Annotated in this window: 29 protein-coding genes and 2 pseudogenes; 12 read left to right on the forward strand and 19 right to left on the reverse strand. The window is 36.6% G+C overall.

The features are described 5' to 3' along the window. Nucleotides 1-5 precede the first annotated feature (5 nt). From IYQ23_RS05095 to IYQ23_RS05105, 3 genes and pseudogenes are all read right to left on the reverse strand, one after another. Nucleotides 6-272 (reverse strand): ACT domain-containing protein, encoded by a 267-nt coding sequence (locus IYQ23_RS05095; RefSeq protein ID WP_003026213.1) that lies wholly within the window; start codon nt 270-272, stop codon nt 6-8. Nucleotides 273-383: 111 nt separating this feature from the next. Then, nucleotides 384-555: pseudogene (locus IYQ23_RS05100) on the reverse strand (substrate-binding domain-containing protein); the annotation flags it as partial. 288 nt (nt 556-843) lie between these two features. Beyond that, nucleotides 844-1158, reverse strand: coding sequence for a TfoX/Sxy family protein (locus IYQ23_RS05105; protein WP_018543583.1), 315 nt, complete (start codon nt 1156-1158; stop codon nt 844-846). Between the two features lie 632 nt (nt 1159-1790). Here IYQ23_RS05105 and IYQ23_RS05110 point away from each other — a divergent pair. Continuing rightward, the gene (locus tag IYQ23_RS05110) at nt 1791-5012 is read left to right on the forward strand and encodes an LPXTG-anchored zinc carboxypeptidase (protein WP_195674289.1); all 3222 of its coding nucleotides are present in this window, start codon (nt 1791-1793) and stop codon (nt 5010-5012) included. A 186-nt stretch (nt 5013-5198) separates the two neighbouring features. Here IYQ23_RS05110 and IYQ23_RS05115 read toward each other — a convergent pair whose 3' ends face one another. The 4 genes from IYQ23_RS05115 to wecB form a co-directional block, all read right to left on the reverse strand. Further along, nucleotides 5199-6302 (reverse strand): glycosyl hydrolase family 8, encoded by a 1104-nt coding sequence (locus IYQ23_RS05115; protein WP_195674290.1) that lies wholly within the window; start codon nt 6300-6302, stop codon nt 5199-5201. A gap of 8 nt (nt 6303-6310) precedes the next feature. Next, a complete protein-coding gene (locus tag IYQ23_RS05120; protein WP_195674291.1) occupies nt 6311-7621 on the reverse strand; it encodes a glycosyltransferase family 2 protein in 1311 nt (436 codons plus the stop codon). Between the two features lie 143 nt (nt 7622-7764). Then, complete coding sequence (locus IYQ23_RS05125; RefSeq protein ID WP_106384555.1) at nt 7765-8553, reverse strand: hypothetical protein; 789 nt, start codon at nt 8551-8553, stop codon at nt 7765-7767. A 1-nt stretch (nt 8554) separates the two neighbouring features. Next, nucleotides 8555-9703: a non-hydrolyzing UDP-N-acetylglucosamine 2-epimerase gene (gene wecB, locus IYQ23_RS05130; protein ID WP_324253115.1), complete on the reverse strand. Its 1149-nt coding sequence runs from the start codon at nt 9701-9703 to the stop codon at nt 8555-8557. A gap of 332 nt (nt 9704-10035) precedes the next feature. Between wecB and IYQ23_RS05135 the strand changes: the two genes are divergently transcribed. Both IYQ23_RS05135 and IYQ23_RS09725 read left to right on the forward strand, forming a co-directional pair. After that, entirely contained in the window at nt 10036-10617 is a 582-nt protein-coding gene (locus IYQ23_RS05135; protein WP_126467623.1) for a TetR/AcrR family transcriptional regulator, read from the forward strand. A gap of 326 nt (nt 10618-10943) precedes the next feature. Next, nucleotides 10944-11021: pseudogene (locus IYQ23_RS09725) on the forward strand (site-specific integrase); the annotation flags it as partial. A 378-nt stretch (nt 11022-11399) separates the two neighbouring features. On the opposite strand, the gene IYQ23_RS05140 reads toward IYQ23_RS09725, so the two are convergent. The 4 genes from IYQ23_RS05140 to abiGI all read right to left on the reverse strand — a co-directional run bounded on the left by IYQ23_RS05140 (nt 11400) and on the right by abiGI (nt 14254). Next, nucleotides 11400-11771 carry a type II toxin-antitoxin system death-on-curing family toxin gene (locus IYQ23_RS05140; RefSeq protein ID WP_151380598.1) on the reverse strand — a complete coding sequence of 124 codons (372 nt, stop codon included), beginning with the start codon at nt 11769-11771 and terminating at the stop codon, nt 11400-11402. Next, a complete protein-coding gene (locus IYQ23_RS05145) occupies nt 11768-12025 on the reverse strand; it encodes a type II toxin-antitoxin system Phd/YefM family antitoxin (RefSeq protein ID WP_106380241.1) in 258 nt (85 codons plus the stop codon). Before IYQ23_RS05145 ends, IYQ23_RS05140 begins: the two co-directional genes overlap by 4 nt. Nucleotides 12026-12154: 129 nt before the next feature. Next, nucleotides 12155-13360, reverse strand: a complete 1206-nt coding sequence (locus tag IYQ23_RS05150) for an abortive infection system toxin AbiGii family protein (protein ID WP_195674292.1) — start codon at nt 13358-13360, stop codon at nt 12155-12157. Beyond that, entirely contained in the window at nt 13361-14254 is an 894-nt protein-coding gene (gene abiGI / locus IYQ23_RS05155) for an abortive phage resistance protein AbiGI (protein ID WP_324253116.1), read from the reverse strand. It lies immediately after the preceding gene. Nucleotides 14255-14641: 387 nt separating this feature from the next. Here abiGI and IYQ23_RS05160 point away from each other — a divergent pair, with 387 nt between their 5' ends. From IYQ23_RS05160 to IYQ23_RS05175, 4 genes are all read left to right on the forward strand, one after another. After that, nucleotides 14642-14830, forward strand: a complete 189-nt coding sequence (locus IYQ23_RS05160) for a hypothetical protein (RefSeq protein ID WP_014713950.1) — start codon at nt 14642-14644, stop codon at nt 14828-14830. Then, the gene (locus IYQ23_RS05165) at nt 14823-15434 is read left to right on the forward strand and encodes a Fic/DOC family protein (RefSeq protein WP_195674294.1); all 612 of its coding nucleotides are present in this window, start codon (nt 14823-14825) and stop codon (nt 15432-15434) included. Before IYQ23_RS05160 ends, IYQ23_RS05165 begins: the two co-directional genes overlap by 8 nt. Before the next feature lie 471 nt (nt 15435-15905). Then, the gene (locus tag IYQ23_RS05170; protein WP_195674295.1) at nt 15906-16172 is read left to right on the forward strand and encodes a TetR/AcrR family transcriptional regulator; all 267 of its coding nucleotides are present in this window, start codon (nt 15906-15908) and stop codon (nt 16170-16172) included. A gap of 41 nt (nt 16173-16213) precedes the next feature. Beyond that, nucleotides 16214-16426, forward strand: a complete 213-nt coding sequence (locus IYQ23_RS05175) for a TetR-like C-terminal domain-containing protein (RefSeq protein ID WP_324253121.1) — start codon at nt 16214-16216, stop codon at nt 16424-16426. On the opposite strand, the gene IYQ23_RS05180 is transcribed toward IYQ23_RS05175, so the two are convergent. The 3 genes from IYQ23_RS05180 to IYQ23_RS05190 form a co-directional block, all read right to left on the reverse strand. Then, a complete protein-coding gene (locus IYQ23_RS05180) occupies nt 16423-17181 on the reverse strand; it encodes an SDR family NAD(P)-dependent oxidoreductase (RefSeq protein WP_195674296.1) in 759 nt (252 codons plus the stop codon). The two genes, IYQ23_RS05175 and IYQ23_RS05180, sit on opposite strands and share 4 nt — an antisense overlap. Next, nucleotides 17174-17548, reverse strand: a complete 375-nt coding sequence (locus IYQ23_RS05185; protein WP_195674297.1) for a carboxymuconolactone decarboxylase family protein — start codon at nt 17546-17548, stop codon at nt 17174-17176. The genes IYQ23_RS05180 and IYQ23_RS05185 overlap by 8 nt, the downstream gene beginning before the upstream one ends. Before the next feature lie 173 nt (nt 17549-17721). Beyond that, nucleotides 17722-18297: a helix-turn-helix transcriptional regulator gene (locus IYQ23_RS05190; RefSeq protein ID WP_195674298.1), complete on the reverse strand. Its 576-nt coding sequence runs from the start codon at nt 18295-18297 to the stop codon at nt 17722-17724. Between the two features lie 152 nt (nt 18298-18449). Between IYQ23_RS05190 and IYQ23_RS09575 the strand changes: the two genes are divergently transcribed. The 5 genes from IYQ23_RS09575 (at nt 18450) to IYQ23_RS05215 (ending at nt 22234) form a co-directional block, all read left to right on the forward strand. Beyond that, a complete protein-coding gene (locus IYQ23_RS09575) occupies nt 18450-18662 on the forward strand; it encodes a hypothetical protein (protein ID WP_229311944.1) in 213 nt (70 codons plus the stop codon). A gap of 510 nt (nt 18663-19172) precedes the next feature. Next, nucleotides 19173-19595, forward strand: a complete 423-nt coding sequence (locus tag IYQ23_RS05200; protein ID WP_195674299.1) for a hypothetical protein — start codon at nt 19173-19175, stop codon at nt 19593-19595. Nucleotides 19596-19597: 2 nt separating this feature from the next. Next, the gene (locus tag IYQ23_RS05205) at nt 19598-20626 is read left to right on the forward strand and encodes a replication initiation factor domain-containing protein (RefSeq protein WP_195674300.1); all 1029 of its coding nucleotides are present in this window, start codon (nt 19598-19600) and stop codon (nt 20624-20626) included. 59 nt (nt 20627-20685) lie between these two features. Continuing rightward, nucleotides 20686-20946 (forward strand): helix-turn-helix domain-containing protein, encoded by a 261-nt coding sequence (locus IYQ23_RS05210; protein ID WP_195674301.1) that lies wholly within the window; start codon nt 20686-20688, stop codon nt 20944-20946. 70 nt (nt 20947-21016) lie between these two features. After that, on the forward strand, nt 21017-22234 hold the full coding sequence (locus IYQ23_RS05215) for a site-specific integrase (RefSeq protein WP_195674302.1): 1218 nt from the start codon (nt 21017-21019) through the stop codon (nt 22232-22234). Between the two features lie 109 nt (nt 22235-22343). Here IYQ23_RS05215 and rpsI read toward each other — a convergent pair whose 3' ends face one another. From rpsI to rlmB, 5 genes are all read right to left on the reverse strand, one after another. Next, nucleotides 22344-22736, reverse strand: coding sequence for a 30S ribosomal protein S9 (gene rpsI / locus IYQ23_RS05220; protein WP_003035124.1), 393 nt, complete (start codon nt 22734-22736; stop codon nt 22344-22346). 19 nt (nt 22737-22755) lie between these two features. After that, complete coding sequence (gene rplM, locus IYQ23_RS05225; RefSeq protein ID WP_003026230.1) at nt 22756-23202, reverse strand: 50S ribosomal protein L13; 447 nt, start codon at nt 23200-23202, stop codon at nt 22756-22758. 181 nt (nt 23203-23383) lie between these two features. Continuing rightward, complete coding sequence (locus IYQ23_RS05230) at nt 23384-24253, reverse strand: DegV family protein (protein WP_195674303.1); 870 nt, start codon at nt 24251-24253, stop codon at nt 23384-23386. Beyond that, on the reverse strand, nt 24243-24767 hold the full coding sequence (locus tag IYQ23_RS05235) for an NYN domain-containing protein (protein WP_126467627.1): 525 nt from the start codon (nt 24765-24767) through the stop codon (nt 24243-24245). Before IYQ23_RS05235 ends, IYQ23_RS05230 begins: the two co-directional genes overlap by 11 nt. Continuing rightward, nucleotides 24764-25492, reverse strand: coding sequence for a 23S rRNA (guanosine(2251)-2'-O)-methyltransferase RlmB (gene rlmB, locus IYQ23_RS05240; protein ID WP_195674304.1), 729 nt, complete (start codon nt 25490-25492; stop codon nt 24764-24766). The genes IYQ23_RS05235 and rlmB overlap by 4 nt, the downstream gene beginning before the upstream one ends. Between the last annotated feature and the right edge of the window lie 85 nt (nt 25493-25577).

Below are 25577 nucleotides of genomic sequence, written 5' to 3' on the forward strand. Positions count from 1 at the left end.
CTCTATTAGATATTGTACATAGCGTCAAAAATTGCTGCACTTTGAATGTTAATTTTAACATTGAGTGTATTGCCAAAGGCTTCAAATTCATTGCGCAATTCTGTAAAATCTTTCTTCTCTTCACTAGAAACAACCGCCATCATAGTGAAAAATTCATCTAAAACAGTCTGTGATATATCATCAATATTCAAACCAAGCTCTGCAATTTTGCTCGAAACTCCTGCCACAATCCCCGTTCTATCCTTGCCAACAACCGTAATAATTGCTTTCATTTTTTACTCCAATCAACATGCTTTTCCCTATTGTAGCATAAGTAAAGGAAATTTGCATAAACTGAAAGAGAAAAATACGACTTTTATCCCTTAAGCTCTGCCTAATCGTTATCAATTGATTGTTGATTCTTTCCAATGAACACTACAATCCAGCACTTGTTGTTTTTCTTCTTGATGACGCCCCTCAATCTGGTCAATCAAAATCTTGGTCGCTTGCTGGCCTTCTTCAAAAGCTGGTTGGCCTTGTCGTGATACTCGGCGAAGATAAGCTCGTCATCTCGGTCAACGGACTGAACGAAAACTCGTTTACTTCGTCTGAGGGTCGGACAGTCTGACTGAAAACTGGTTTGCTTCGTCTGAGGGTCGGACAACTTGACTGAAAACTGATGTGCTCTGTCCTAAAGCGTTTTGTCAAGTATCTTTTTGATTTATTGATGCTTTTTCTTTTGACCTCATTCCCATTTTGAGCAACAAAAAAACAGCAAACCTATTTTGATTTACTGTTTTGTAATTTGCTATATTATTATTTTTATTTAATTATTTAATTTCAACAAACTGAAGTTTGTCAATCTCATTTGGCTTTCTTAGGTTTCTTCTCGGGCAGTTCCGTATACATTCCTCCCAGTAATCCTACAATCAAATTCGCATCCTCAAATTTGTCGAATACGTGCATCAGGGTCTTTGACCCTTCATACGGATAACGCAGTTCTGAATCTGCAAGAAGTCTGTCCGATGTCGGCGTTCTCTTTAAAAACAGTTCATTATTACAAATGTCACCTATCAGCTTACCATTAAAATATACAAGGTATCCGCCCATCATGGATTTTATGGCAATATCACCAACTGTAGAAAAACATTCACGTACATATTCGTTAAATTCATTCACTATGATTCCTCCCACAAATTCTAATTTATTTACGCCGCTTCACTATTACTTCTTTATTGATTGCTGTCAACTCTAAAATCGAGAGTCATACCATACTATTTTTTCACATAGTGAATTTCTCATGATATTCAACCTTCCTAAAATCTTTAATATATGATATCATACCACTTTTAAGACAATTTCCCCATCGTCAAATTTCCTACTCACTCCCAGAAATCGATACAAAAACAACCTACTTTTTCTTCATTCTTTTCAAAATATCTTACCTTTAACAACTTGTCTTAAAAGGTTTCCTTTCTCTAGGGATTAAAGAATATTTCAGTTGCAAAAGTCTTACCTCTAACCTTCTTCGTTAGAACATTGTCAGACTTTCGAGGTGAAGTTTATTCTTTGATAGTCTTTAGTGTGTGCTTTGAGATTTTCTGCCATTCAATTCCCACCAAAATTCATTACATATCTATTTATTTTGATATATTTCTATTTTTTGTCTACACTTTTGATTGAAACCGTTTACACTTTCTGGTATACTATCTTTGTATACTTCAAATAATAAGGGGAGAAAAATAACAGAGAATAACTAAGAGCTATTTTCGTTATTTTTGCTGCCCTCAATTTCATAAAGGAGGTTTCTTATGAAAAATTCATATAAGAAACGATTGTACACAAATGTTCTCAGCTTGTCAGCTGCCGTTCTTGTTGCAGTTTTAACGCAAGGAAATGCTGCTGCAGATACGCAAGATGGCACGGAGACACAGCCTATTACTAACAAGACAGAAACGGTAGTCCCTGCCGAAAAGTCAAGTGCGAAAACAAACGCAACAGAAGCAACAGAAGCGACAGCAACGCCAGATTCTTCACCAGCTGAAGTTCAGCTTCCCACAACAACCAATCAAGAAGAAGCACAAAAATCAGAAAGCGCTCCTTCAATAGACAGTTCGACTTCTACTACAAACGAATCCGAAACAGTGACTCCTGCAACACCTGCAAAAACAGAAACACGAGCAGCTGGAACAGAAGAAAAGAAGGTTCAATTAGCTGATAGTACAGTCCATATGTCTGAAAAAGCTACCATTACTGAGACTGTACAGGAACAAGGAGCCGCTGCTGGCAAGGTGACTTGGAAATTAGATAATAAGCCAATCGCTGAATGGAAAACTTGGAATATGGAAAAAGGAGACTTTTCAGGAGATTCCTTTGTCACCATTGAGGAAACAACTAATGGTTCTGACCTCAAACTTTCTCTCAAATTTAATGAATTATTTGGAAAGGATTTAAGTCTTCGGACGCCAAATAATATCCGCAGAACTTATCGGCAATTTATCGGAAACCATGAACTCGTTGGAACAAACGAAAAATCCGGTCTGACGATTCGAAAAACACTTGTTTTCCGACCGTATGAAAACTTCCATACCCATGATGAAATGCTGGCAGCTATCGAAAAGAGCCGGCAGGATGCTAAAACGGATCGTCTTGTCAAAATCGAAACGACTGGTAAAAGCGCTCAAGGACGCGATGTTAAACTTGGTATCATCAGTTCCGATCAAAAGAGCATTGACGACTATCTCAATACAACCAATCGACTCGCTCTCACTAAACCAGATGAAATGTTAGCAGCTCTGAAAAATGGCACACTGGACTATAAACTGCCAGTCCTTATCAACAATACCCACGCCGATGAACAACCTGCTATCGACATCATCACTGGACTCTTCAATACTTTTGCGACCAAAGATCAAATTTCTTTCCAAACCACCGATGCCAATGGCAATGCTAAGACTGTCACACTCAGTGTCAAAGAACTCCTCAAGAAATTCATTTTCCTCTTTGACTTTACTGAAAATCCTGACGGAGATGTTGCCAATACCCGTGCCCTAGCTAACGGAATCGATCCAAACCGCGATACTAGCTATCAGGCCAACCCAGAAACCCGGACTGTTGCTGGACTCATCAACAAATGGAATCCAATTGCACTTTACGACATCCACGGCTTTGTCAAGGACTTCCTGATTGAGCCAGCTACTCCACCGCACGATCCAAACTTTGAATATGACCTTTTGGCAAAAAATATGTTGGAAAATGCCCACCACATGGGCCGTGCTGGTGTTGCCAATTCCAAGTATGACCACTACATCATTCCTAAACTAGACTGGGGCGATGGCTGGGATGACTCCTTCTCTGGCTACACTGGTGTCTATGCTATGTACCACGGAATATTAGGACATACCGTTGAAATCCCTGAGGGCAATCAAGAATCCTATAAAGCTGGTTATCACGCTGTCCTTGGAGGTGTCTCTTACCTGTCCCAAGATCCTGATAAACTCATGGAAATGCGCCTCAACTTCTATCTTCGCGGTATAAACAAAGTAGAAGATCCAAAAGCTGAAAATGAATTAGTTGGACCAGATGGTAAAGTGGTCGGTCGTATCAAACATGGACAAAAGAAATTCTTCCCCGATTATTATGTGATTCCAATGGGACTTGATAAGAGCAATGACTCCCAACAGGCCTATAATATGATTGAATACTTCAAGAGAAACGGCGTTGTCGTTCAAGAATTGAAGGAAGACACTGGCGGTTATAAGAAGGGTGATTTGGTTGTTGATATGGCACAAGCTAAACGTGGCTATGCCAACCATATCCTCTACAAGGGCTCCAACGAATCTGCTTGGGCCGCTATGTATGCAGAATTGCTGGTTAATTTCCCAGATATGAGGGGATTCAAAGCAGTAGCAGTCTTTAAAGAAAAACTCTTTGACGGTAAACTCGGTGAAGTAACTGCTCTTCGTGCTACTCGGACTAGCGAAATTGACCACAAAGCACCATATTATGTCATTGCCAATACTTCAGAAAGTGCCGTTCGCGCTGTCAATCGTGCAATCCGAGACGGTAAGAAAGTTTATTTGACAGACGATGGCTACATCGTGGATACACCTACTTTTGCCAACCTGCTGAAAAACTATGCAATCTATGGAGATGCCCTTTATAAAACTCCTCAAGGGCAAACCTTAAAAGCTCTAAAAGTTTATGCACCGCCTCATCAATACTATTGGGCTGGTGTGGATACTCCTGCTCATACCGCTCTTGCTTTGAAGAATTTAGGATTTGACATTGTCAATACCCCTGAAGAAGCTGATGTGATTGTTTTAGAAAGTGACAACTTTGACAAGTCTCTCCTTGGTCTGAAGCCAACCATTGTAGTTGGCGGAACTGCTATGCAACGCCTTGAAGAACTCGGTGCGGTTGACGGCTTTGACGCAGAACAACTCAAAAATGGTAGTGATTATGAAGGCCTGATGAAAGCTATCATTGATGACAAAGATCCGTTGACTAGTGGTTACAATAAGAATGATCTTTTCTATTCTAATTCTGGAAACTGGATTGCTAAGGTACCTGCAAATTTCAAGACATTAGCTTCGATTGCTGGCAGTGATTATTATATCGCTGGTTGGTGGCCAGGTAATGAACAGTTAGCCAATAAGATTGTAGCTATTTCTGGTAGCTACAAAGAACAACCACTCTTTATTTATGCTGGCAACCCAACAAACCGTCTTCACACGATTCATTTCTACCGTTGGGTATCCAATGCTATCTTTGGCAGTCAATTAGCTCAACTGAAAGATCTTGAGAAAGAACAAAAACCTTCTACTGAAGTTGTTGAAATCATCAATCAAAAACCTCAGGCTGGTCAAGCTACAACCCTACGCTACACTCCTCAACCTCAAATCATGAACGCTACTCGAAAAGCTCAACTTCCACAAACAGGAAGCAAAGAAAATCAAAGCAGCTTGGTTATTGCTAGCATGTTCATTCTTGTCAGTGGCTACTTGCTCCATTTAAAGAAAAAAGAAGAATAGAATACTCTACTAGTAAAAACGAGTCTGAGACAAAAATGTCCCAGACTCGTTTACTTTCTTCTAAAATAAAACTCAATATGCAGTAGTTAAGTAATCCCTAACTAATACCACCAACTCAACCCTACAGGGTGGGGCGACAAAATCAATTTCTTACGAAATACCAATTTGTGTCCACTTCTATTTAGTTTATAAAGCATCTAGTGCAACAAGGGTAATCATGGCTGCTTCGTAATAATTTTCCTTTGACAAATCTTGCATAAAAATATATTTATTTTGCTGAACCAGTTTTCGATATGCTGAATTTCGGCTGGCTGCATAGAAAATCGGAGCGCCAAAACTAGCAGACTGATAATGACTTAGAGCCTTGCCTTTTAACGTATAACCAGCATAAAGCACTTCTTGTTTCATAAAGAAATTCATCATTTTATTCAATATCTTTCGGCTTTGTTTATCCCGACTTTGCGCTAAATTATATGGCAAGCGACAAGCATTATAATAATAATCACCGTCATACTTAGAAGCAACAGCTTTTTTCTCAGCTGCCCGAACTGTATCTGCTTCCACCCAAAGGAAATCAGGAAGTAGACCTGTTTTTGATTTAGCACTCATCATTTCCAATTTAGATAGCATGTTTGATTTGATATTTAACCATTGCCTATTACCTGTCAACTTGTAAAAAGCTTGGAATTGAGCTGGAAGAACATCTGATGTTCGCATTAAACGATAGTATTTTGAGTCTGATGTTGCCCAGTTCCCAACTGTCAACACTCCTGTTGTACTATTGTAATTATAAGTCAAAATATCCTTTAAGATTGCCCTAGCCTGTGTATGATATGCATCAGCCTTCTGTGGCCATAATTTAGCTGCTTGAATCAGAGCATACGCAATATAAAGATCGCCATCTGTTGCATTATTGGTTTCGGCTGTAACGACACCATTCTTGACTGTTTGTCGCCATGACATCAGCTGCGTATTTTTCATACGATGTGCCAAATAATAATTGTACAAACGTTCAAAATCTTTCTGGCTGGCATACCCTTGCTTTGCCGCTTCAACCGCAGTCACCATTCCATAGCCCTGCGATTCAGACAGCACAACATTTTTTTTCTTATCGTTCGTTGTTTTGACGTAGGCCTTGTCTTTTTGCTGAACTACATAATTTTTTGACCATTGTTGGTAAATCTGATTCTTCAAATGACCTGTACTATTGAATCTAACATAAGTAAAAATAGTAATGATTGCCAATAAAATAGCAACTAACCAAACATATCTTAAATTTGTTCTTTTCACGTTTCCTCCTATCCTGCAAATCGCTTTGTTTTAACCCATTTGGTTCCGTCACGATGGAAGAGTTTGTCCAAGGTCACAGAAGTTACAGCATCAATTGAAACAATGATGAATAGCTGCGAATAAGTAAAGTAAGAAATCAAAGCTAACCAAATCTGCTTAGAAATCGCTTGACCAAATTGGGAGGCTAGAGCGATATTGATTTGTAAGAGATATAGCATAATCATCAAAAGCCAATTAAACAACATCAATTGCGCAATGTAAATATTACTTGAATCAAATGTAAAAGGAATATGAACACTTGGAACAAATAGATGAACAATAATAGCAATCACATTTGACAAAAGGACAATATCTGATAAAATTATTGCTGCATTAAACCAGAAGAAAACACAGGAATAATATGCAACTTCTAATTTCACACGCCAATTGCTCTTGTCAAACAAATGCTTGAAATTTGAAATAACAACTTCATAATTTCCTTTAGCCCAACGTTTCCGCTGCATATAATAGCTTTTAACTGTCTCTGGTTCTTGTTGGAAAGCTTCAGAATTATAAGCCAAAGCAATCAATTTCCCACTTTGCATAATTTTAAAAGAAATATCCGTATCTTCTGTCAAGGCGCCATTTCGCCACCCACCAATGCTTTTTACAAATTCAGTGTTGATAATAAAGTTTGTGCCAGGAATGCGACCAATTTTAAACATATGCCACATACCAACATGCTGAATTCGTTGCGTCACGACAATCTCTTGATTGATACAACGTGTTAAGAAATTTTGATTCGCATTTCGCGTCTTATTTCGCCCAAAAGATGCCACGTGGCGTTCTGGATCTTCCAGAACTTTCTTAACCAGAAAATAAAGAGCATTTTTCTCTGGCATAGCATCTGCATCATAAACGCAGATATATTCACCCTTCGCCATTTTCAGAGCATCATTTAAAACGCCTGCTTTTCCGCCAGTCCCCTTCCGGTCTGTAATGGTAATATCTCGTGTAGCATATTCTGGCATCGCTTTTACTTTTAACATTTCTTGATAAGTAGTATCTTCACAATTGTCCGCAAATAAAAGCAATTCCACTTTGTCATGTGGGTAATTCATATCCAAAATAGCTCTTGTTGTTTGCGCAATGACCACATCTTCATTATGGGCTGGTACCACAATTGTAACCATCGGATAGCTCTCTAAAGGACTAGTATCTACTTTAAAGTCGCTATGTTTTAGCCAAAAATGAACACCTGAACTCAAAGTAACTAAACTCCAAACCAAGGATAACCAAATGGATACCAGAGTGATAATCATAATCAACTGACTAATCATGTTTCACCGCCTTAAAGTTTTTATTCACTCTGTTATAAATGACTAAATAACAAATAAACAGCACAACAAAGCATACAGCAAAAAAGATACTAATTGCCAATGCTACTCCAAAAAATATATTGGTTATGATCACAGATTCCCTCCTAGTATTCTACAATAATGTCTGTCTCAAGCTGTCTTTCTAGATTTTTCATAAAGTCATCAACATCAGAAAACTTTTCATAACTCTCTGAATCAATCAGCAAATAGCCTGATTTGTATTGAACTTCTTGCACACTCTTACTGGTTTTAAAACGCAACAGTAACAATTTAGCAAGCATGCTGTGCTGAAATAATTCTACTAGAGACTGTCCTTCTCCTGAAGATAAAATGAGAAAATTTCCATTTGAAAGATAATAAACTGTTCCTGTTTCTTGCATGCATTTCTTTAAAGTTGCATAGAGGCGCACCAACATCCAACGAAATTCTTTTGGATAAATTTGTTGAAAATAATCATTATGCGCCCAATGAACTAATAAGGCTTGAAAGCTTTCTTCCCGTCCATCTCGAACCGCCTGTAAATGGCTTTCATACAATTCTTTTGCTTGCTCACTATAGTCTTTGACAATAGAAAGATAGGTTCGTCGATGAATATTAACTTGCTTGGCTATTCTCAGAACTACTGGAAAAGTAATCAATAATAAGAAACGCTGATTTGCTGGTATATACACAACACCTGCCACTAAAAACAAAGTTGCTAATACAACGCTAAAAATTAACAGCCAAGTCAGCAACATATCTGGTAAGACAAATACACTCAAGATGGCAAGAACAATCAAAATAATTTCAACATAAAAAATACTACTCGCAAAATAGAAACTATAACCAACAATTGCTAAAATTACGATAATTAGTAAAGCAATTGTCCATTCCAGTTCTTTTTTTCGATACATCTTATTCTCCTATCACAAAATTTTTTGGTCTGGCTGCATAACCAAAGTAATGCGCAATCGCCTCTACAATTCGCTCAGACGCTCTGCCATCACCATACGGATTGCCAGCTTGAGACATTTGATGATAAACAGTCTCATCTGTCAACAATGTCTCCATAGCCTCGCGAATATTCTCACTTTCTGTTCCAACTAACTTCAATGTCCCAGCAGTCACGCCTTCTGGTCTCTCTGTCGTATCACGCAATACAAGTACCGATTTTCCTAAAGAAGGGGCTTCCTCTTGGACACCTCCAGAATCAGACATAATGAAATAACTTCTCGCTGCAATATTATGAAAATCCACAACATCTAAAGGCTCAATTAGATGAATCTGCGGATGATTGCTAAGAATTTCCTTTGCTGCCTCTTGAACGGCTGGACTTAAATGAACAGGATAAATGACCTCAACATCATCATGCGCTTCGACCACTTGCCGCAAGGTTCTAAACACACGACGCATTGGTTCTCCTTGATTTTCACGACGGTGCATGGTAACAAGAATCAGCCGATGATTTGATGGTATTTGCTCCAAAACATCATGATGATAATTCTCTTGAACAGTCAATTTTAAAGCGTCAATCGCTGTATTCCCTGTAACAAATATGTTTTTTTCATCATGATTTTCCTTAATGAGATTTTCTTTACTTTGCATCGTTGGAGCAAAATAAAGATCTGTTACAGCATCTGTCATTTGACGATTCATTTCTTCTGGAAATGGAGAATACTTTTCCCATGTCCTCAAACCAGCTTCCACATGTCCAATTCGAACTTGATTATAAAAAGCTGCCAAACTTGTTGCAAATGTTGTCGTTGTATCTCCATGTACCAAAATGATGTCAGGTTTCACTTCTTTTAAAAGTTTGTCCAGTTGGTTTAAAATTTTTACCGTAATATCCGTTAATGTTTGACTCCTTCCCATGATGTCCAAATCAATATCTGGTTCAATGTTAAAGTTTTGCAATACCTGATCTAACATTTGTCGATGTTGGGCAGTCACAACTGTCATGGTTTCAAATTTTTCTGATTGTTTTTTCAATTGAAGAACAAGTGGAGCCATTTTAATCGCTTCGGGTCTTGTTCCAAAAACGACCATTACTTTGATTTTCCTCACGACTTCCTCCTTAAAATGAAATACTGTAGGCAAAATAAAAGTGTACAACTACAATAAGAAAACCACTTTTATTATACATCAATATTTTATAGCCCCAAATTTATAATGTCAATATTTTAGCATACATTCTCTATGATTTTGTCCTATTATTTATGTAAAATTTATCCTCTTATTCAGAACTATTTTATAATAATAAAATTATTATGCATTAAAAATAGTGCACTTTTACTATTACATCATAATTAGACTATTCTATCAATATTTTTGTTTATCCTATTCTTGCAATCTTTTTCTCTTTTCATTATACTAAAAAGAGAGAGGAGTTGTTTTATATGGTAAAAGGTAATCAACAAAAGATTTTGGATGCTTTCTATGACTTAGCAATGCAAAATCCCAATGAAGCCAATCTCTCAATGAGTGACCTTGCCAAAAAAGCTGGCATTTCACGTCAAGCAATTTACAAACATCATTTCAATAGTGTTGACGACATCATTGAATCCATTCATGAGAGCATTGATAAACCTGTTTATGAGGCTTTTTTAGAATACAATACACTAACAAATAAAGACCCATTTCTTTTCATTGCAGATAACATTTTCCCTATTCTTTATGAAAATCGAAAATGGCTAAAAATGCTGTATTCTAGCTCAACAGATCCTTATTGGACCAATTATTTAAAAAAGATTTACACAAAATGGGCACTTGAAAATATCAAACCGAATCAATCACTTGTTGATTTGCCAGATGACTTTATCATCTCTTTACTGGTGCATTATGTGATTGCCAACATTGAAGTATGGATAGCCCAAGAAAAGCCACTCCCACCACAAGTCTTCAAAGAAAAATTTTTAACCCTTGTTCATTCTTCTCTTGACCAATACATCTCACTAGACGAAGATGATCATATAGACTAGAAAAAAGAACCCGAAAAATCGAGCTTTTAGAATATAGCTATTTTTCCTAGCTGGTAATTTTTGACAGAATAGCCCATACAATCAATATGTTTGTAGAGGCTGTTTTTGTATCTCTTTTTCCTTGGTTTGTAACAGCAACATTTAAACAGTGCTCTGACTTTCATATAATTTAGAATTCAACAAAGAAAGAAATGATTTATCTACTTTTGAAGTAATCATCAGACTACAATTTACTACTTATATGACTGATGATGACAAACATTAGCGTAAAAATAGTGTGTAAAATAGGAAGCACTCTGGTAAAACTTCATAAATACAACTGCATAACTAAAAACTACATCAATACCTCTAACATCGTTCCAATGGCTGTTGGAGAGATTGCTTACCGTAACTTGAAGAAATGATGGTGGGAGAATGGTGGGAATTTTTCTCAAGGAACATTAAAAAAACACCCCTTGGTGGGAACCAAGAGATGTTCGAAACGTTGATATAATCGTATTAATTAACGTTTTGAGAATTGTGATGCTTTACGAGCCTTTTTAAGACCTGGTTTTATAAATATGTATTTGAATAAATTTCAAAAAGCCTTTAAAATCAACGTTTTCAATAGTTTTCAATACTTGAAATTTCATTAAATTTCAACTAATTTCATCTGAATGGTGTGAATTTTACCCCAAAATTACAAAGAATTGAGCTAAAAATACCAAAAGTTCACACCATTATTATCTTCGAATAATTAAAAAATAAAGCAAGTGATTTTTAGTAGTCACTTGCTTTTTGTATCAATGATTTTTTACAAAATCTAAAATATCTTCGTAGGTTAATTCTGATGCTGCTACACCTAATCCAAGATGAACTAACTCTTCATCAGTACAATCAAGCACAATATCGTTAATTTCTAGTAGCACAAGCATCGCAAAAATACCAATGCGCTTGTTCCCGTCTAAAAAAGCATGGTTCTTAATCAAAGAATAACAAAGTCTAGCTGCCTTCTCTTCAATAGTTGGATATTGATCAACTCCAAAATAAGTATCAAAAACATTAGAAAGCGAGGACTCAACTAACCCCTTATCTCGTACACCACCCATTCCTCCAGAAGCTATAATCAATTGACTATGTAAGGCAACAACCTGTTCAACGGTTAATCGCTTCATTTGGCTAATTCCTTAAAGGCTTCTAGGTGGCGTGACAAGATAGAACTTGCCACCTCGTCAACACTAGCTTGATCAGCAACAACAGCTTCTGTCTGTTCTTCTTGAACCAAGGTATTATAGTCAACTAAAACATATTTCGGTTTATTGTTTTTCAAAATAACAGCTGTACCTTTACTATCAACCATACGAGCAACTTTAGAGAAATTCTGATTTGCCTCCGTGATTGGAACTAAATTTTCAAGATTAATTTGCATTGTCATCGCCTCCTTTTGTTTATCATACCATTTTGAAGCAATAAAAGCAATAAAATAGGATGGATTTATCCTATGTTTGTAATAGAATAATTCCAGAAAACTTTCTTCAGGTAGAAATATACAAGTCCATTATTTTTCACTTAATGACTGAAAATCAATCTTTTCAATATCAATCGCAGCATCAGTTAATTCAAATAATTTTTGACCAGCAGTTGTCATGTCAAAATTTTCTATTGAATCTAATGAGTCTAAAATAAAATGATTACTCTCCTCGGGTAATTTAAATATCAACTTAATTTCATCTTGATCGTTATCTATTGAGTTTTCAAAAATTATTCGCGGATAGATGCTATACTCTAAAAATCGTAATTCAACCCCAAATATCTGTAGTGTTACTTCTCTTGGGATGACTACACCTAATGTCTCTCCTTTCTTTAAAACATGTTCTGATGGATCAAATTTCTCTTTTTCAAATGAAAAACTTATCTGACTTTTATTGTTAATTGCCACCATCCTACTATTTATAAAGGATTCAAATAATATCTTTGTAAAATAGACGTCATCCTTGTTTATTTTCTGAGGAAAATTAAATTTGACAGAAAAATAATCTTGCAGTTTATTAAGTGCATTTAAAAACTTATGGTTTTGCTCAAATACCTCAATTTGATTTTTGTCAGGTTTTATAATCTTATTGAATATTTTTATTCTACCCTTAAAAAAAGAACGGATAATATATAAGTTCTTAAAATAGTTGTCTAAGGTCACTAAATTATCATAGTTAAGTTTCATCATCAGGTTGGCATTGCCTGATTTCTCGTTTAATATTAGTTCTAAATCAATCAAATGATTTCTATCAGAGACAATTTTTATTTCAGTTAAACTTGGATATGCGATTCTCTTAATAGGTAAATAAACTTGCTGTTTATCTACTTCAATTTCCAAAGGTTGCAAATCGGGAAATTTTTCCATAGAACCTATAAATTGATTAATTATGCCAGAACTCCCTAAATGTATAATTGTAGGCGGATCATTTTGTAACGATTGATCCAATTTAAATACTTTTTGCGTTCTATACATAGCCTCAAGCAATTCATCAAGGTTATGAATTTCCATTCCTTCAAACTTCAATGGAAACTTAATTCTGACTTGAAAACTATTTTCCTTACGATTTTTTTTTGATCGCAAGACATACATATCTTCAGTCCCTTCCATCAATTCATAAGAATAGCCTTTAGGAGCCTTCAAATTCAATTTTTTTCTTAACGCACTTGGTGCCTTAATCGTTTTAGTGTTGTTCTTTTTAGAAAAGACTGAGTTAAACTTTGAATTAACCACTCACCAATCCTCCTTTAATTCATCATACACCATTATTTTAGAAATTAGGATATCTTTATCTTGACGGGAAAGTCGTTTCCCCTTTCGCTTCCCTCTAATAAATTTTATTAGCTTATCTCTATTTTGAACAGTGTCAACAAATATATATCTTACATCATCAACATTGAAACTCAGCACTCCCTCAGCTGTCCACGGTATACTATCTGTATAGATCTTATTTACTTCTTCTGCAAGAATATCCTCTTCATTAATCAACATTAATGGAAGCTCATCCGAATCTAGTTTTGGTATATATCTCCATTCATGCTCATCTTGAAAATTCTTTCTTACTACTTGGATATTATTATCTTTATCCCTACGTTTCATATTACCATAGTAAGGTTTTATAATTCTAATATATTCAAAAATAAAATTTGTTAGAATATCATTAGTTTCTGAAACTTCATTTGTTAAATCAGTAAATTGATTCAACAACAAATTCATTGTATTTGTTAGTTCTTTAACATTGATAGATTTTTCATTTAGATAGTGAATTGGTTGAATTCCTTTTTTGATACCAAAACTTTTATGAAATGCTATTGAAAATTTACCATAACCTTTATCATCAGGAGATGATAGATTCCCCTCTGCATGATAACTAATTTGATGTAATGGTATATCGCAGAAACAAGTCATTGGAATATACCACTCAGTTAAATCTTTCGAATTATATCTTAATTTTAAATAACTTATATCCTCAGGATAATATCTAGGAAATATAGACATATTTAACAAAATCTTTTCTAAAAAAGAATATTCTTTCATAAAATTAAATAGTGCATTAGCTGTTATTTTTGAGTGATTAGTTTCAACATTATCTAATGTTTCTTTAGCTTGATAATTTCTTTTTTCCACTGATTTCTCCTTGAAAGCATTGGCATCCTTTTTTATTATACCATGATGATGATTCTGAATTAAGATAAAGAATTGCAGCTTTACCATAATTATTTTGATTTTCATGTCGAAATCGAACAATCAAAGTCGGTTGTATTTCATCAAAACTGTACTTTATTCTTAACACCTATTTGTTGTAATATTCAGATTTTGGATAAATCCCCACTGCTCTTACTAAAGCTTCTGTAATATATGGCTCTATGCTACACCTCTGTTATTTCTTTTTATAATAAAACTATTTTATCATAAATCTACATTTAATATGATATATCTTTTGGTCTCTATCCTTTAGGTGAAAATACCGATTTTATGGTATAATGGAGATAACGTTGTACAAGGAGGTACGCCATGACTCTTGATGTAAATAAAGAAGAATTAACAATTTTAGGGATTCCCTTTGATAACTTTTCAGATTTTGATACCGTCTGGTATGCTATTGGGTCATCAATGATTGAAAATTATGAACCTACTGTTCAAGATGTGATTGATTTAAAAACTTATGTTATCAACAGACGAAAGGAATTGAATATTGGTTAAAAATCAATACGAAGGCTACGAGTACATTGACCCTAATCACCAATATACCTATCCAAATTCTACAGTCTTAATCAACAAACAAAATATTACAAATATTGAAGAAGCCTACCGGAATGAGCATTTATTTGTTACTAGAAGGCTTGCAGACTTGCGCTTGAAAACTATTGAAGTCTGTTCTATTAATGATATTTTAGCCATTCATAAATATTTGTTTCAAGATGTCTATGCTTGGGCGGGACAATATCGCAAGGTGAATATCTCGAAAAGTGGTAATTCTTTTATGCCAATACAATCTTTCAGTACTGCCCAAGCCTATATAAACCGCCTTATTCATACCTATTATCAAACTGCTAATTCAAAAGATGAGATTATTAAACAATTAGCCAAAATTCTTGATAATCTTAATTACTTCCATCCTTTCCGAGAAGGGAATGGACGAACTCAACGAGAAGTCATTCGTTCCTTAGCATTATCAAAAGGGTATTCTGCACAAATACGAGTGGAACAAGATGATGAAGTTTACAACCTTTATATGGATGGAACAGTCTATGGAGATTTAGGAAAATTAGAAGAATTATTTGATAAAATATTAAAAGAATTATAGAGCATAATTTTAATAATTACCAAAATGAAGTAGATATTCAATACACGTCGGTTGAAGCGAAAAGCCTTGATTTTGCACCTATTTGGGTATTCCCCCTTGCTATGCTTTGTGCAGCTAGCCTAATTATTGGTCACCGCTTCAAAAAGAAATAACCTTAAAACGATACAGTTTCCGCTAACGTGATAAGCCATGCTTATCTTTGGTTTTCAATCTTTCTGTTTCTTTTTTTGTTTACCTTGATTAATATGATTTTTCAAGAGTAAATTTATTAAATATAGTGGATTAAAATAGGAATAAGACAATAAAATTTCCAACATTTTATTGTAAATGGTTAATCTTCCTGCAAACTAAGGTGTACTATTGTTGTTTCAATCAACTATATATCACCATTTGTAATGCTGTTTTTTAGTATAGTATATTTCTATTTTCAAAGAGTAAAAGGTCATTTGACTAGAATTAGAGGTTATACCCATGAATGATATCGTCAAAAATCAAAAAGAAACGCTAGCCACGAAAAAAATTACAAGTGCTCTCCTGCACTTGTTAAAGACCAAAGATATAGCAAATATCTCTGTGACTTTATTGTGCAAAGAGGCACAAATCAATCGCTCTACCTTCTATGACCATTATTATGATATAGTAGATTTGACAGAAACGATTAAAGTGGAGTTGGAAAATCGTTTTGACCTTGTCTATCAGGAACAGCTACACAATAAAAACTCCGAGCATGTTTTTTAGATTTATTCTACCACATCAAGAAACATCAAAAACTTTATCAGATTTATTTCCATTTACATGGAGACTTAGATTTGGATTTTACTTTTTACGATAGCAAGGGAACATTGATTGCCTATGATGAGGAGATGTATCAATACGATACCGCCTTTTTTAGAGCAGGGCTTTTAGCAGTTGTCAAAGAATGGTTAAAAGAGGGGTGTTTGACCCCTCCTGAAAGATTATATCATTTTGTAATGACAAAATATAAGACTTAATAGGCATTCCAACCACCATCAACAGAGATAGTAGCACCGTTTATAAAGCTAGCATCATCACTGGCTAAGAAAGCCATTATCCCTGCAAATTCAGTTGGCATGCCAACACGTGGCATGAGACTCATACCTTTGTGGAAGATTTCATTACCTTCAGGATCAACCTGTGGTGATGTTTTCATGATATTAGTTGCGACACCACCAGGAGCGATAACATTAACTCGAATACCTTTGTCAGCATAGGAGAAAGCGACATTTTCTGCTAGACCAATGACAGCACGTTTTGAGGCAGTGTAGCCTACACCAGAGCGCCCACCACCTAAACCAGCTGCTGAGGCAACGACAATGATACTGCCTCCCTTACCTTTTTGAAATTCAGTAACGGCACGTTTCATTTGGAGCATAGGAGCTTTGACATTAATCGCAAAAGTATTTTCCCACAAATCCTCATTCATATTTTCAAGTAAGGTAAAGCCGTCAATAACACCTGCATTACAGATAAGGACATCAACTTGTCCATAGGTACTTAGTGCAACATCAAACATTTTATCATTATCTTGGGCATTTCTTACATCAACCAAGGCACCTGTTACTTCCCCTAGTTTTTTCAGCTCTTGAACACTTGTTTCAAGAGCTTCTTTGTTAAAATCAGCAATAACCACCTTAGCTCCGTCTGTCAGATAGCGCTTAGCAGTCTCTTTTCCGATACCTGAGGCACCTCCTGTGATAATAGCTACTTTGTTAGTAAGGTTAGTCATGTTTTTCCTCCTTTTTCAGTACAGTTTTTGCGACATTGGCAGCCTCTGATGCTGCTGGAAAACCTGCATAGGCAGTCGCATGATAGATAACTTCATCAATTTCTTCCTTGCTTAGCCCATTAGTCATAGCGATTGGGAAATGAAAGGATAATTCCTTAGAGGCTCTAAGAGCAATCAAAATCCCTAAGGTTACCAAACTACGAGACCGTCTGTCTAGCCCCTCTCTACTCCATAGTGTTCCAAAAGCGTATTCTAGACTAAGATTACCTAGCTCAGGAGCTATGCTATCAGGGGATTGTTGACCAACATTTTGTACATCGGGCAACAATTCATGAAAAATATCTAAACCAATTTGTTGTCTATCCATATATAGTCCTCCTCTTGCTTGATAATTCTAGTATAAAACAATCAATACTAAGAAACAACCAACACTTTTACTTGAAGTGTTGGTTATATAGTTATTTCATTTTATACTCATCAAACATCAAAAATAGAAAACTATAAATAGTTGGTACTATAGCGTTTTCTTTCATTAATTCTTTATAAACTTGTCTTTTCAAATCGAATTACATCAAGTTCTTTATTTGATTGGTCTTTATACAACGAGATGAGATTGTCGGTTTTCTTCTGAATGTCTTTTTCATATTTAAGTTTGATGAGGTCTATTTTATTCTCATCAGACATGGCATTGTTGCTTTCCAATTCCAACGCTTGATTGAGTTGCTCTTTCGTATAAGTTTTTTGTTCCACTTCTCGCTGAAATTTTGAGTAATTAAAAAGACTTTGTAACAGCAATTCTTCTTCTGCCATACGAGCATACTGAAAGTTATTTGCCAAACGTTCCAAATGTTCTGCCCACTTTAAATCCCCCTTTTTTTCTCCAAGTTCACTATAAGGAAAAAGATCATCTATATCAATTTTCAAGGCTTTCGCTATATCTTCAAGGCGCTCCCAACTTGGTTCGGTAGTGCCTTTTTCGTAGTTAATAATCGTCTGTTTGGTTACACCAAGAATTTTTCCCAATTCTTTTTGGGTCATTCCTGCTTTTAAGCGAGCAGATTTAATATCCAACTCTCCAGCTCTTAGAACAGCCGTATAATTATATAAAGGAGCCATTAGTATCTCACTTTCTAGGTAAAACCTATTTTTACTTTTTGGTTGACGAGTAAAATTTTATTTTGTATAATAAAGATAATTAAAGGTAAAATAATTATTTACCTCTTAATTATATAATATTTTACCCTAAAAGTAAATGAAAGAAGGTAGCTATGACTCTCTTTTACGATTATTCCCAAACGATTGAGCTTGTCTCTGGTTTGAACTCTGTCTCAACCTTAAAGAAGTGGCGCTTAAAAATTGAACAGTTAACAGGACATACCTTTCAAGAAGATAGGATACAAACAGGGAAACGTTCCTATAGTAAAATATTTCTCTTTACAGCTGATGATATTGAAAAGCTCCAACGAATTGCAGATACCTAAAGAAGTCTTGGACTTGATAAGGCAATCCTAAAGGCTTATGCACCGACTAGAGCATCTCCACTATCCATTAACCAAAAAATTAATCGCTTAACTGTTCAACTAAAAGGATTAACCAAAAAAGTAACTGACTTAACACAGCAGGAACAGCTATTAGCTATTCGTATAGAGCAGTTAAGCAAGCAGATTGAAGATTTGGAAAAACCAAAGAAGAAAAAGTTATTTGGGAAGTGAGCACGGTTAGAAGCACAACGCCATGGGCGAGTGTGTGGAAACACGGTAGCCCATAATGGCGTGCCCGTGCTTGGACGGGCGAACTTCCCTTAAATCGATACCCCATTACTAATAGGGGGTACGAATGTACATGAAAAGTGGGCTGAACCCTTGATACGTATGGGATTAAAACCAATCAGTTGAAGTCTTCGCTGAAATCCCTTGGGGGAGTAAGGTTCAAAGCTAATTCTGCGTACATTTAGAAAAGATGACTATTTAAAAAACACAAAGGAGAATACTATGACAAACTTAACACTAACTGACACAACACTTAAACTTGGCGAATTGAACCTTGATAAAAGTCAATTCATGCTACCTAAAAAGGTGGTGGTGCTCTCTGCTCGTATGAGTTATAAGTATCAAGAGGTAAATGGCGAACAAGTCCGAACAGACGAATCATCCAAACTAGTTTGTAGCGTTCAAGATGCGGATAAAATCAAAGTGTTAAAAGAAATGAACATTGCCATTGAGGAACTCAAAGTGATTACGCTTGAAATTCATGACAACCTCAACAAAATCACGAAACTGGCAGAAAACGACGGTTTACTTGATAAGACCGTTGAACTCGTCAATCCTCAAGTCCGTCTCATGTGGAACATGTCTCGTAGTAACTGGTCTGGAGTAAAACTGGTAGCCAATGACCTTAAAATCATTGGGGATTAAACATGGAAAACAGCGTAAGAATTGACTACTTCGCTGTAACCGTTAAAGATGTCCCACCAGAAGAGGTATTAGAAGATATATTGCTCATTCCCAAAGATAAGTTTGCTCTTAATGCTTGGGGAATAAACAAGTATCAACGTCACTATGCCTGTTCAGACATCAAGGTTTACTTTAACCAAGCTCTAGATAGTATGGGGGTCTATTTAGAACTAAAAGGTCAAGGTTGTCGACAATATGAGGAATTTATGGCGGGTAACGCTAACAACTGGGTAGCTCTGGTCACACGCCTTTACTGCTATCAGGTCAACTTTACCCGAATTGATATTGCCAACGACATCTACGATAACGCCTTATCGGTTCAAACTCTCTATGCTTACTGTAAACGGGGCTTGTGTATCACCAGAGCCCAACACATGGACTATCACGAGCGTTCAATCCTTGAAACAGGGGAACGGGTTGGCGAGACCGTCACCATAGGCGCACGAGGAAGCCAACAATGGTGTGTTTACAACAAACTCATGGAACAAACAGGCAAAGGTAAGATTATTGATAAGACAAGCGCTTGGGTCAGGGCGGAGCTACGTTGTTGGCAAGGCAAAGCCAATATTATCGCCCAGCAAATGGTTCTTAAAAGACCTCTGACAGCCATTTACTTTGAGGCTATTAATGGACACTACCGCTTTGTCAGACCTAATGACAGGGATACCAACAAACGCAGACGTCAATCTGTTAAATGGTGGCTGGATTACCTCCAGACGGAAATCAAAACACAATTGAGTGTTGAACGCACCAAGCCAACGCTTAGACAATCGGAACAATGGACGGAAAAACAAGTCTCAAAGACCTTAGCAAAACTCTATGTGGCTAAGTACGAAACAAGCACACTTGAGGGAGCTGACCAATTTCTCCAAGACCTCTTGAAATTGGGACTATCGAAATTTACTAACAGCGATGAAAAGGAGATTGACCAATATGTCCGTGAACATCAGAGTTCCGACACTTGGGGCATACAAAAAGACGACTTGCCTTAAACAAATCGCCTTAGAAATAATAACTACTAGTAGTATATCATGAAAGGACAAAAAAGGCTATGCAAGTGACTTTACCAGACGAACAAATTCATCAGCTACAACTGTTAATTAGCCGGCTTATAGAAAATGAAATAAAAAATAAATTGGATAGTAACAACATTGAAAGTCCATTCTTGAATAAGCAACAAGCTTGTAAGTATCTAAGAATTGCCAATAATACGCTTGATTCTTGGATAAAAAAGGGGTTACCAGTTATTCGAGTTGGAAAAACTGTCCGCTTTGATAAAGCCGAACTCAATCACTGGTTACAAAATCAGTAGCATTCTAACCGTGGTTTGATATAATGAAGCCACGGTATTTTTCTAGCTCAATTCAAAAAAGGAGAATACTATGTCAATTACAAAAACTAAAAACGGAACTTATCGCTTACGTATCTATGTCCCAGAAGAAGTCAAATCCTCATTGGGAATTAATAAAAAAATGATTGAAAAACGTTTCAAATTAAGGAATGAGGCTAAAAAATACGAACTTGAATTACAAAACAGGATTGATAAAATTTTAAGCGGAGATGCAACCTCATTGGAAACAAATGGTTCAATCCTCTTTTCCGATTTTTATCACAATGTTTGGTGGGAATCCTATAAAGCAGGTCAAACAACATCTACCACAAAACCACCTTCACAAGCTACTATTGGCGGTACAGAAATTGTCTTTAGAAAACATATCCTACCCTTGCTTGGAAATTATTCTATTGATTTTCTCAATCAAAATAAGCAAGTTGTTTTGAACCTATTGACCCAAAAAGCAGAAGAATATGCCAACTTCAAAGTCATCAGAAGTTATGTTAGCTCTATTTTTGATTGGGCTGAGGAATTAGAATATATCGAAACTAATCGTCTCTCTAAAACCATTAGCCGTATTAAGGCAACTAAAAAAATTAAACTACAAGAGGGTAAAAATGATGAAGATTTGTATCTGTCACAATCAGAACTTCAAGCATGGTTCACCGCTTTTGAAGAAGATTTAGAAAACGACAAGCTCCTATTCAAAGATTATGTGTTATTCTATACAACTTTTTTCTTAGGAGATAGAAAATCCGAAAGTTACGCTTTGCAATGGAAACACATTAACCTAAAGAAACAGGAAATTCAGTTAGTGAAAGCCTTGGACAAGTATAAAAATCCAAAATCAACCAAGGGAAATAAAAGGACAACTTTCCATATTCCTATTGAACTAACTGATTTACTCCGTGCTTGGAAAAAACAACAAAAATTGGAATTGGCAAAATTCAATATTATCCAATCTGATGAACAGTATGTTTTTACTTATATTGATACAAAAGGGAATGTTAATAGTCCCTTACACGCTGATTATCTTAATAATAAGATGAAGTCAGTCGAACGCCGTCATAAGGAACTAACACACGCCACACCTCATAAATTACGTCATACGGGTGCAACTCTTGCCAAACAATTTGGCACATCACTAGAGGACATTTCAGAAGCTCTAACGCATAGCGACACTCTCACAACTAAGACCTATGTCAATACTTCAAATGTCATACCAATGGCTGTTGGTGAAATTGCTTACCGTAACCTTAAAAAGTAATGGTGTGAATTTGGTGTGAAAAGTGGTGTGAATTTTGCTAAAAATCACTAAAAAAACACCCCATGGTGTGAACCATGAAGTGCTGTAAAGTCTGTATTGTAGCTGGTTCTTAACGTTTTGAGAACTGGCTAGCTTTACGTGCTTTCTTAAGACCTGGTTTCTTACGTTCTACCATACGGGCATCACGTGTAAGAAGACCAGCGCGTTTGAGTGAGTCGCGGAAGTCTGGGTCTACTTGAAGAAGGGCACGGGCGATACCGTGACGGATAGCTCCTGCTTGACCAGCGTAGCCACCACCGAGAACGTTTACGAGAACATCGTATTGACCAACAGTTGAAGTAACTGCGAATGGTTGGTTGATGACAAGGCGAAGATCAGCATGTGGGATGTATTCTTCAACATCTTTTTTGTTTACAGTAATTTTACCAGTTCCTGGAACAAGGCGAACGCGTGCAACAGCGTTTTTACGACGTCCAGTACCTGCATATTGTGCTTGTGACATAGCTTATTTGTTCCTTTCCTTAGATAAGTCCTGAAATATCAAGAACTTCTGGTTGTTGTGCAGCATGAGTGTGCTCAGCACCTACAAATACTTTCAATTTCATACCTTGAGCACGGCCAAGAGTATTATGTGGAAGCATACCTTTAACTGATTTTTCGATCAAACGAACAGCGTTCTTAGAACGGAGTTCACCAGCAGTAATAGATTTCAATCCACCTGGGTACATTGAGTGAGTGTAGTAAACTTTATCAGTTGCCTTTTTACCAGTTAATTTTACTTTTTCAGCATTGATAACAATCACAAAGTCACCTGTATCAGTATGAGGTGTGAAAGTTGGTTTATTTTTTCCACGAAGTACGCTTGCTACAACAGCAGAAAGGCGTCCAAGAGGTACATCAGTAGCGTCTACTACATACCATTTACGTTCAACTTCACCTGGCTTAGCCATGTATGTTGTTTTGTTCATGATTTCTCCTATATGAATATCGTTTTTGTTTACAAGGCGGATGTTCCGGTCCGCAAGTTATTTGGAAGGTTCCGGGGCCTTACAAATGGGGTAAACAATACCGTTTACTATCATACCAAATTTTAGGGGTAAAAGTCAATATATTTGATAAATTATTTATGAAAGAACGGTTTCATTTCGCTTAATCTTGATTTTCATAGGCAATACTGAATAGGCCCAAAGTTCCAGGACCCGTGTGAGTGGAAATGACTGGTCCTAATGGTAAAATTAAAACTTCATTGACTTGCTCAGAGGCAAGAAGCTGATTTTTTAAGACTTGAGCCACCTCTTGGCTGTCTGCTCCTGCATAGGCAATTACCACGCGCGGATCGGCAATATCTTCCAAGGTCATGCGCACCACCTCAGTTTGAGCCTTTTTCTTCCCACGGACTTTAGCCACAGAATCCAGCCTTCCATCTCCCTTAACTGCAATTACTGGCTTAATATTGACTAAACTTCCCATAAGAGCTGCGGTCTTTGAAATTCGTCCGCCCCGCATGAGGTGATTTAAGTCATCTACTAGAAAATACGTTTTCACTTTTGGCACTAAAGATTTTATTAAGGCTACTACTTGTTCCAAACTTTGACCGACAGCTTTCGCTTCCACCGCTTTCATCACCAGAATACCTTCTCCCATAGACGCCGCCTTGGTATCAATAATCTGAATAACCGCTTCTGGAAAATCTTCTAAAACCATATCCCGTGCCATGACCGCACTCTGATAAGTTCCTGACAAGACTGAAGCAAAAGCAATATAAAGGACTGGCATGCCGATCTCAGCATAGTGACGAAAGATAGCTTCAAACTGACCGACATTGATTTGGCTGGTTGTTGGCTGGCTCCCTGCTTCCATTTTAGAGAGGAGCTGCTCACTCGTCAGTTTCTTATCCCCGACCGTTTCATAAGTTATTCCGTCCAACTGAATAGTCAAACCAAGGATTTGAACATCATTTTTCAAAGCCCAGCTTTCTGGAAGGTCTGCGGTTGAATCAGTTAAAATTTTAAAAGTCATCTTTCTTTTTCTCCATCATTTTCTGTAAATCGCGCAAGGTTGGATTGTCCATAGGACGCAAAGGTGGTTTTCCCATTTGAAGCTGTTGACTCATTTGATTCAGATCCGACTTTGTAACAGCTACTCGTTTTTCTAGTTCACGAGCCGAAACACGCAAAGCCCCTTGAGCAAAGACAGTCCACTGCTCATTTAAGTCGCTCGTTGCCACAGATACCTGATTTCTAGGATTGTTGAGATCAGTTGCCAAACGCTCAATGTAATCGTCTGCTGTTTCTTCTTCCTCAGTGAACACAACCGTAACATTGAATTCATCATAAGTCTGGCGAACTCCCGGCATATACTGCGCATCAAACACACAGATAATTTCCAACTGTTCAAAACTGGCGTAATTACTGAGTTTGTTAAGCAGAATGGTTCGTGCTGTATCTAATTCCCCTTTGTTAAATAAAGAACGAGTCTCCTGCCAAAATGCTACCATATTGTAGCCATCTACTAATAAAATTTTCCGTTTCATAGGCGATTTCTAAACACTTCATACATGAGAATAGCTGCTGCTACACTAGCATTCAAGCTCTGCACATGTCCATTCATAGGAATGGCGATCATCTCATCCACCTGCTTTTTAATATTAGCAGAAATACCCCTGCCTTCGTTGCCGATAATCAGAACCAGTTTACCTGCCGTATTCCACTTAGTCGAAGGGGTGCCATTCATATCTGTGCCAAAAATCCAAAAACCTGCATGTTTTAGTTTATCCAGAGCTTGGCTGAGATTGGTCACACGAGCAATGGGAATATGCTCCACTGCACCAGTAGAGGTCTTTGCGACGACCGGCGTGACACCAACCGCTCGATGCTTAGGAATAATGACGCCTGTTACATTTGTCGCATCAGCTGTTCGCAGAATCGAGCCCAGATTATGCGGATCTGTTAGACCGTCTAAAATGAGCAACAGAGGATTGTCTTCCCGGTCCGCCATTTTCAACATCGCCTCAAAATCCGTATAAGCAAATTCTGAAACACGCAAGACAAAACCTTGATGAACGGCACCGTCTGTCATTTCCTGTAGTGTTTTTTTACTAGTCCAAGAAATAGAAACCTTTTTTTCTGTTGCCAAATCTTTCATCTTAGCAACATTTTTTCCACGTAGGTCATCTTGAATATAGAGTTTATTTCCAGTATTAGCCATGAGAGCTTCCGTCACAGCATGTACGCCGTAAACAATATCATTATTTTCCATAGCTTTAGTATAACATAAAATTTAAAATGCTTCTTCTTATTTATAAATCACTTTACAGTTAAATCCAAATTTTCTTCTATAAAAA

It is taken from the genome of Streptococcus sp. HF-100, assembly GCF_015594635.1.
In the GTDB taxonomy this organism is placed as follows: Bacteria; Bacillota; Bacilli; order Lactobacillales; family Streptococcaceae; genus Streptococcus; species Streptococcus vaginalis.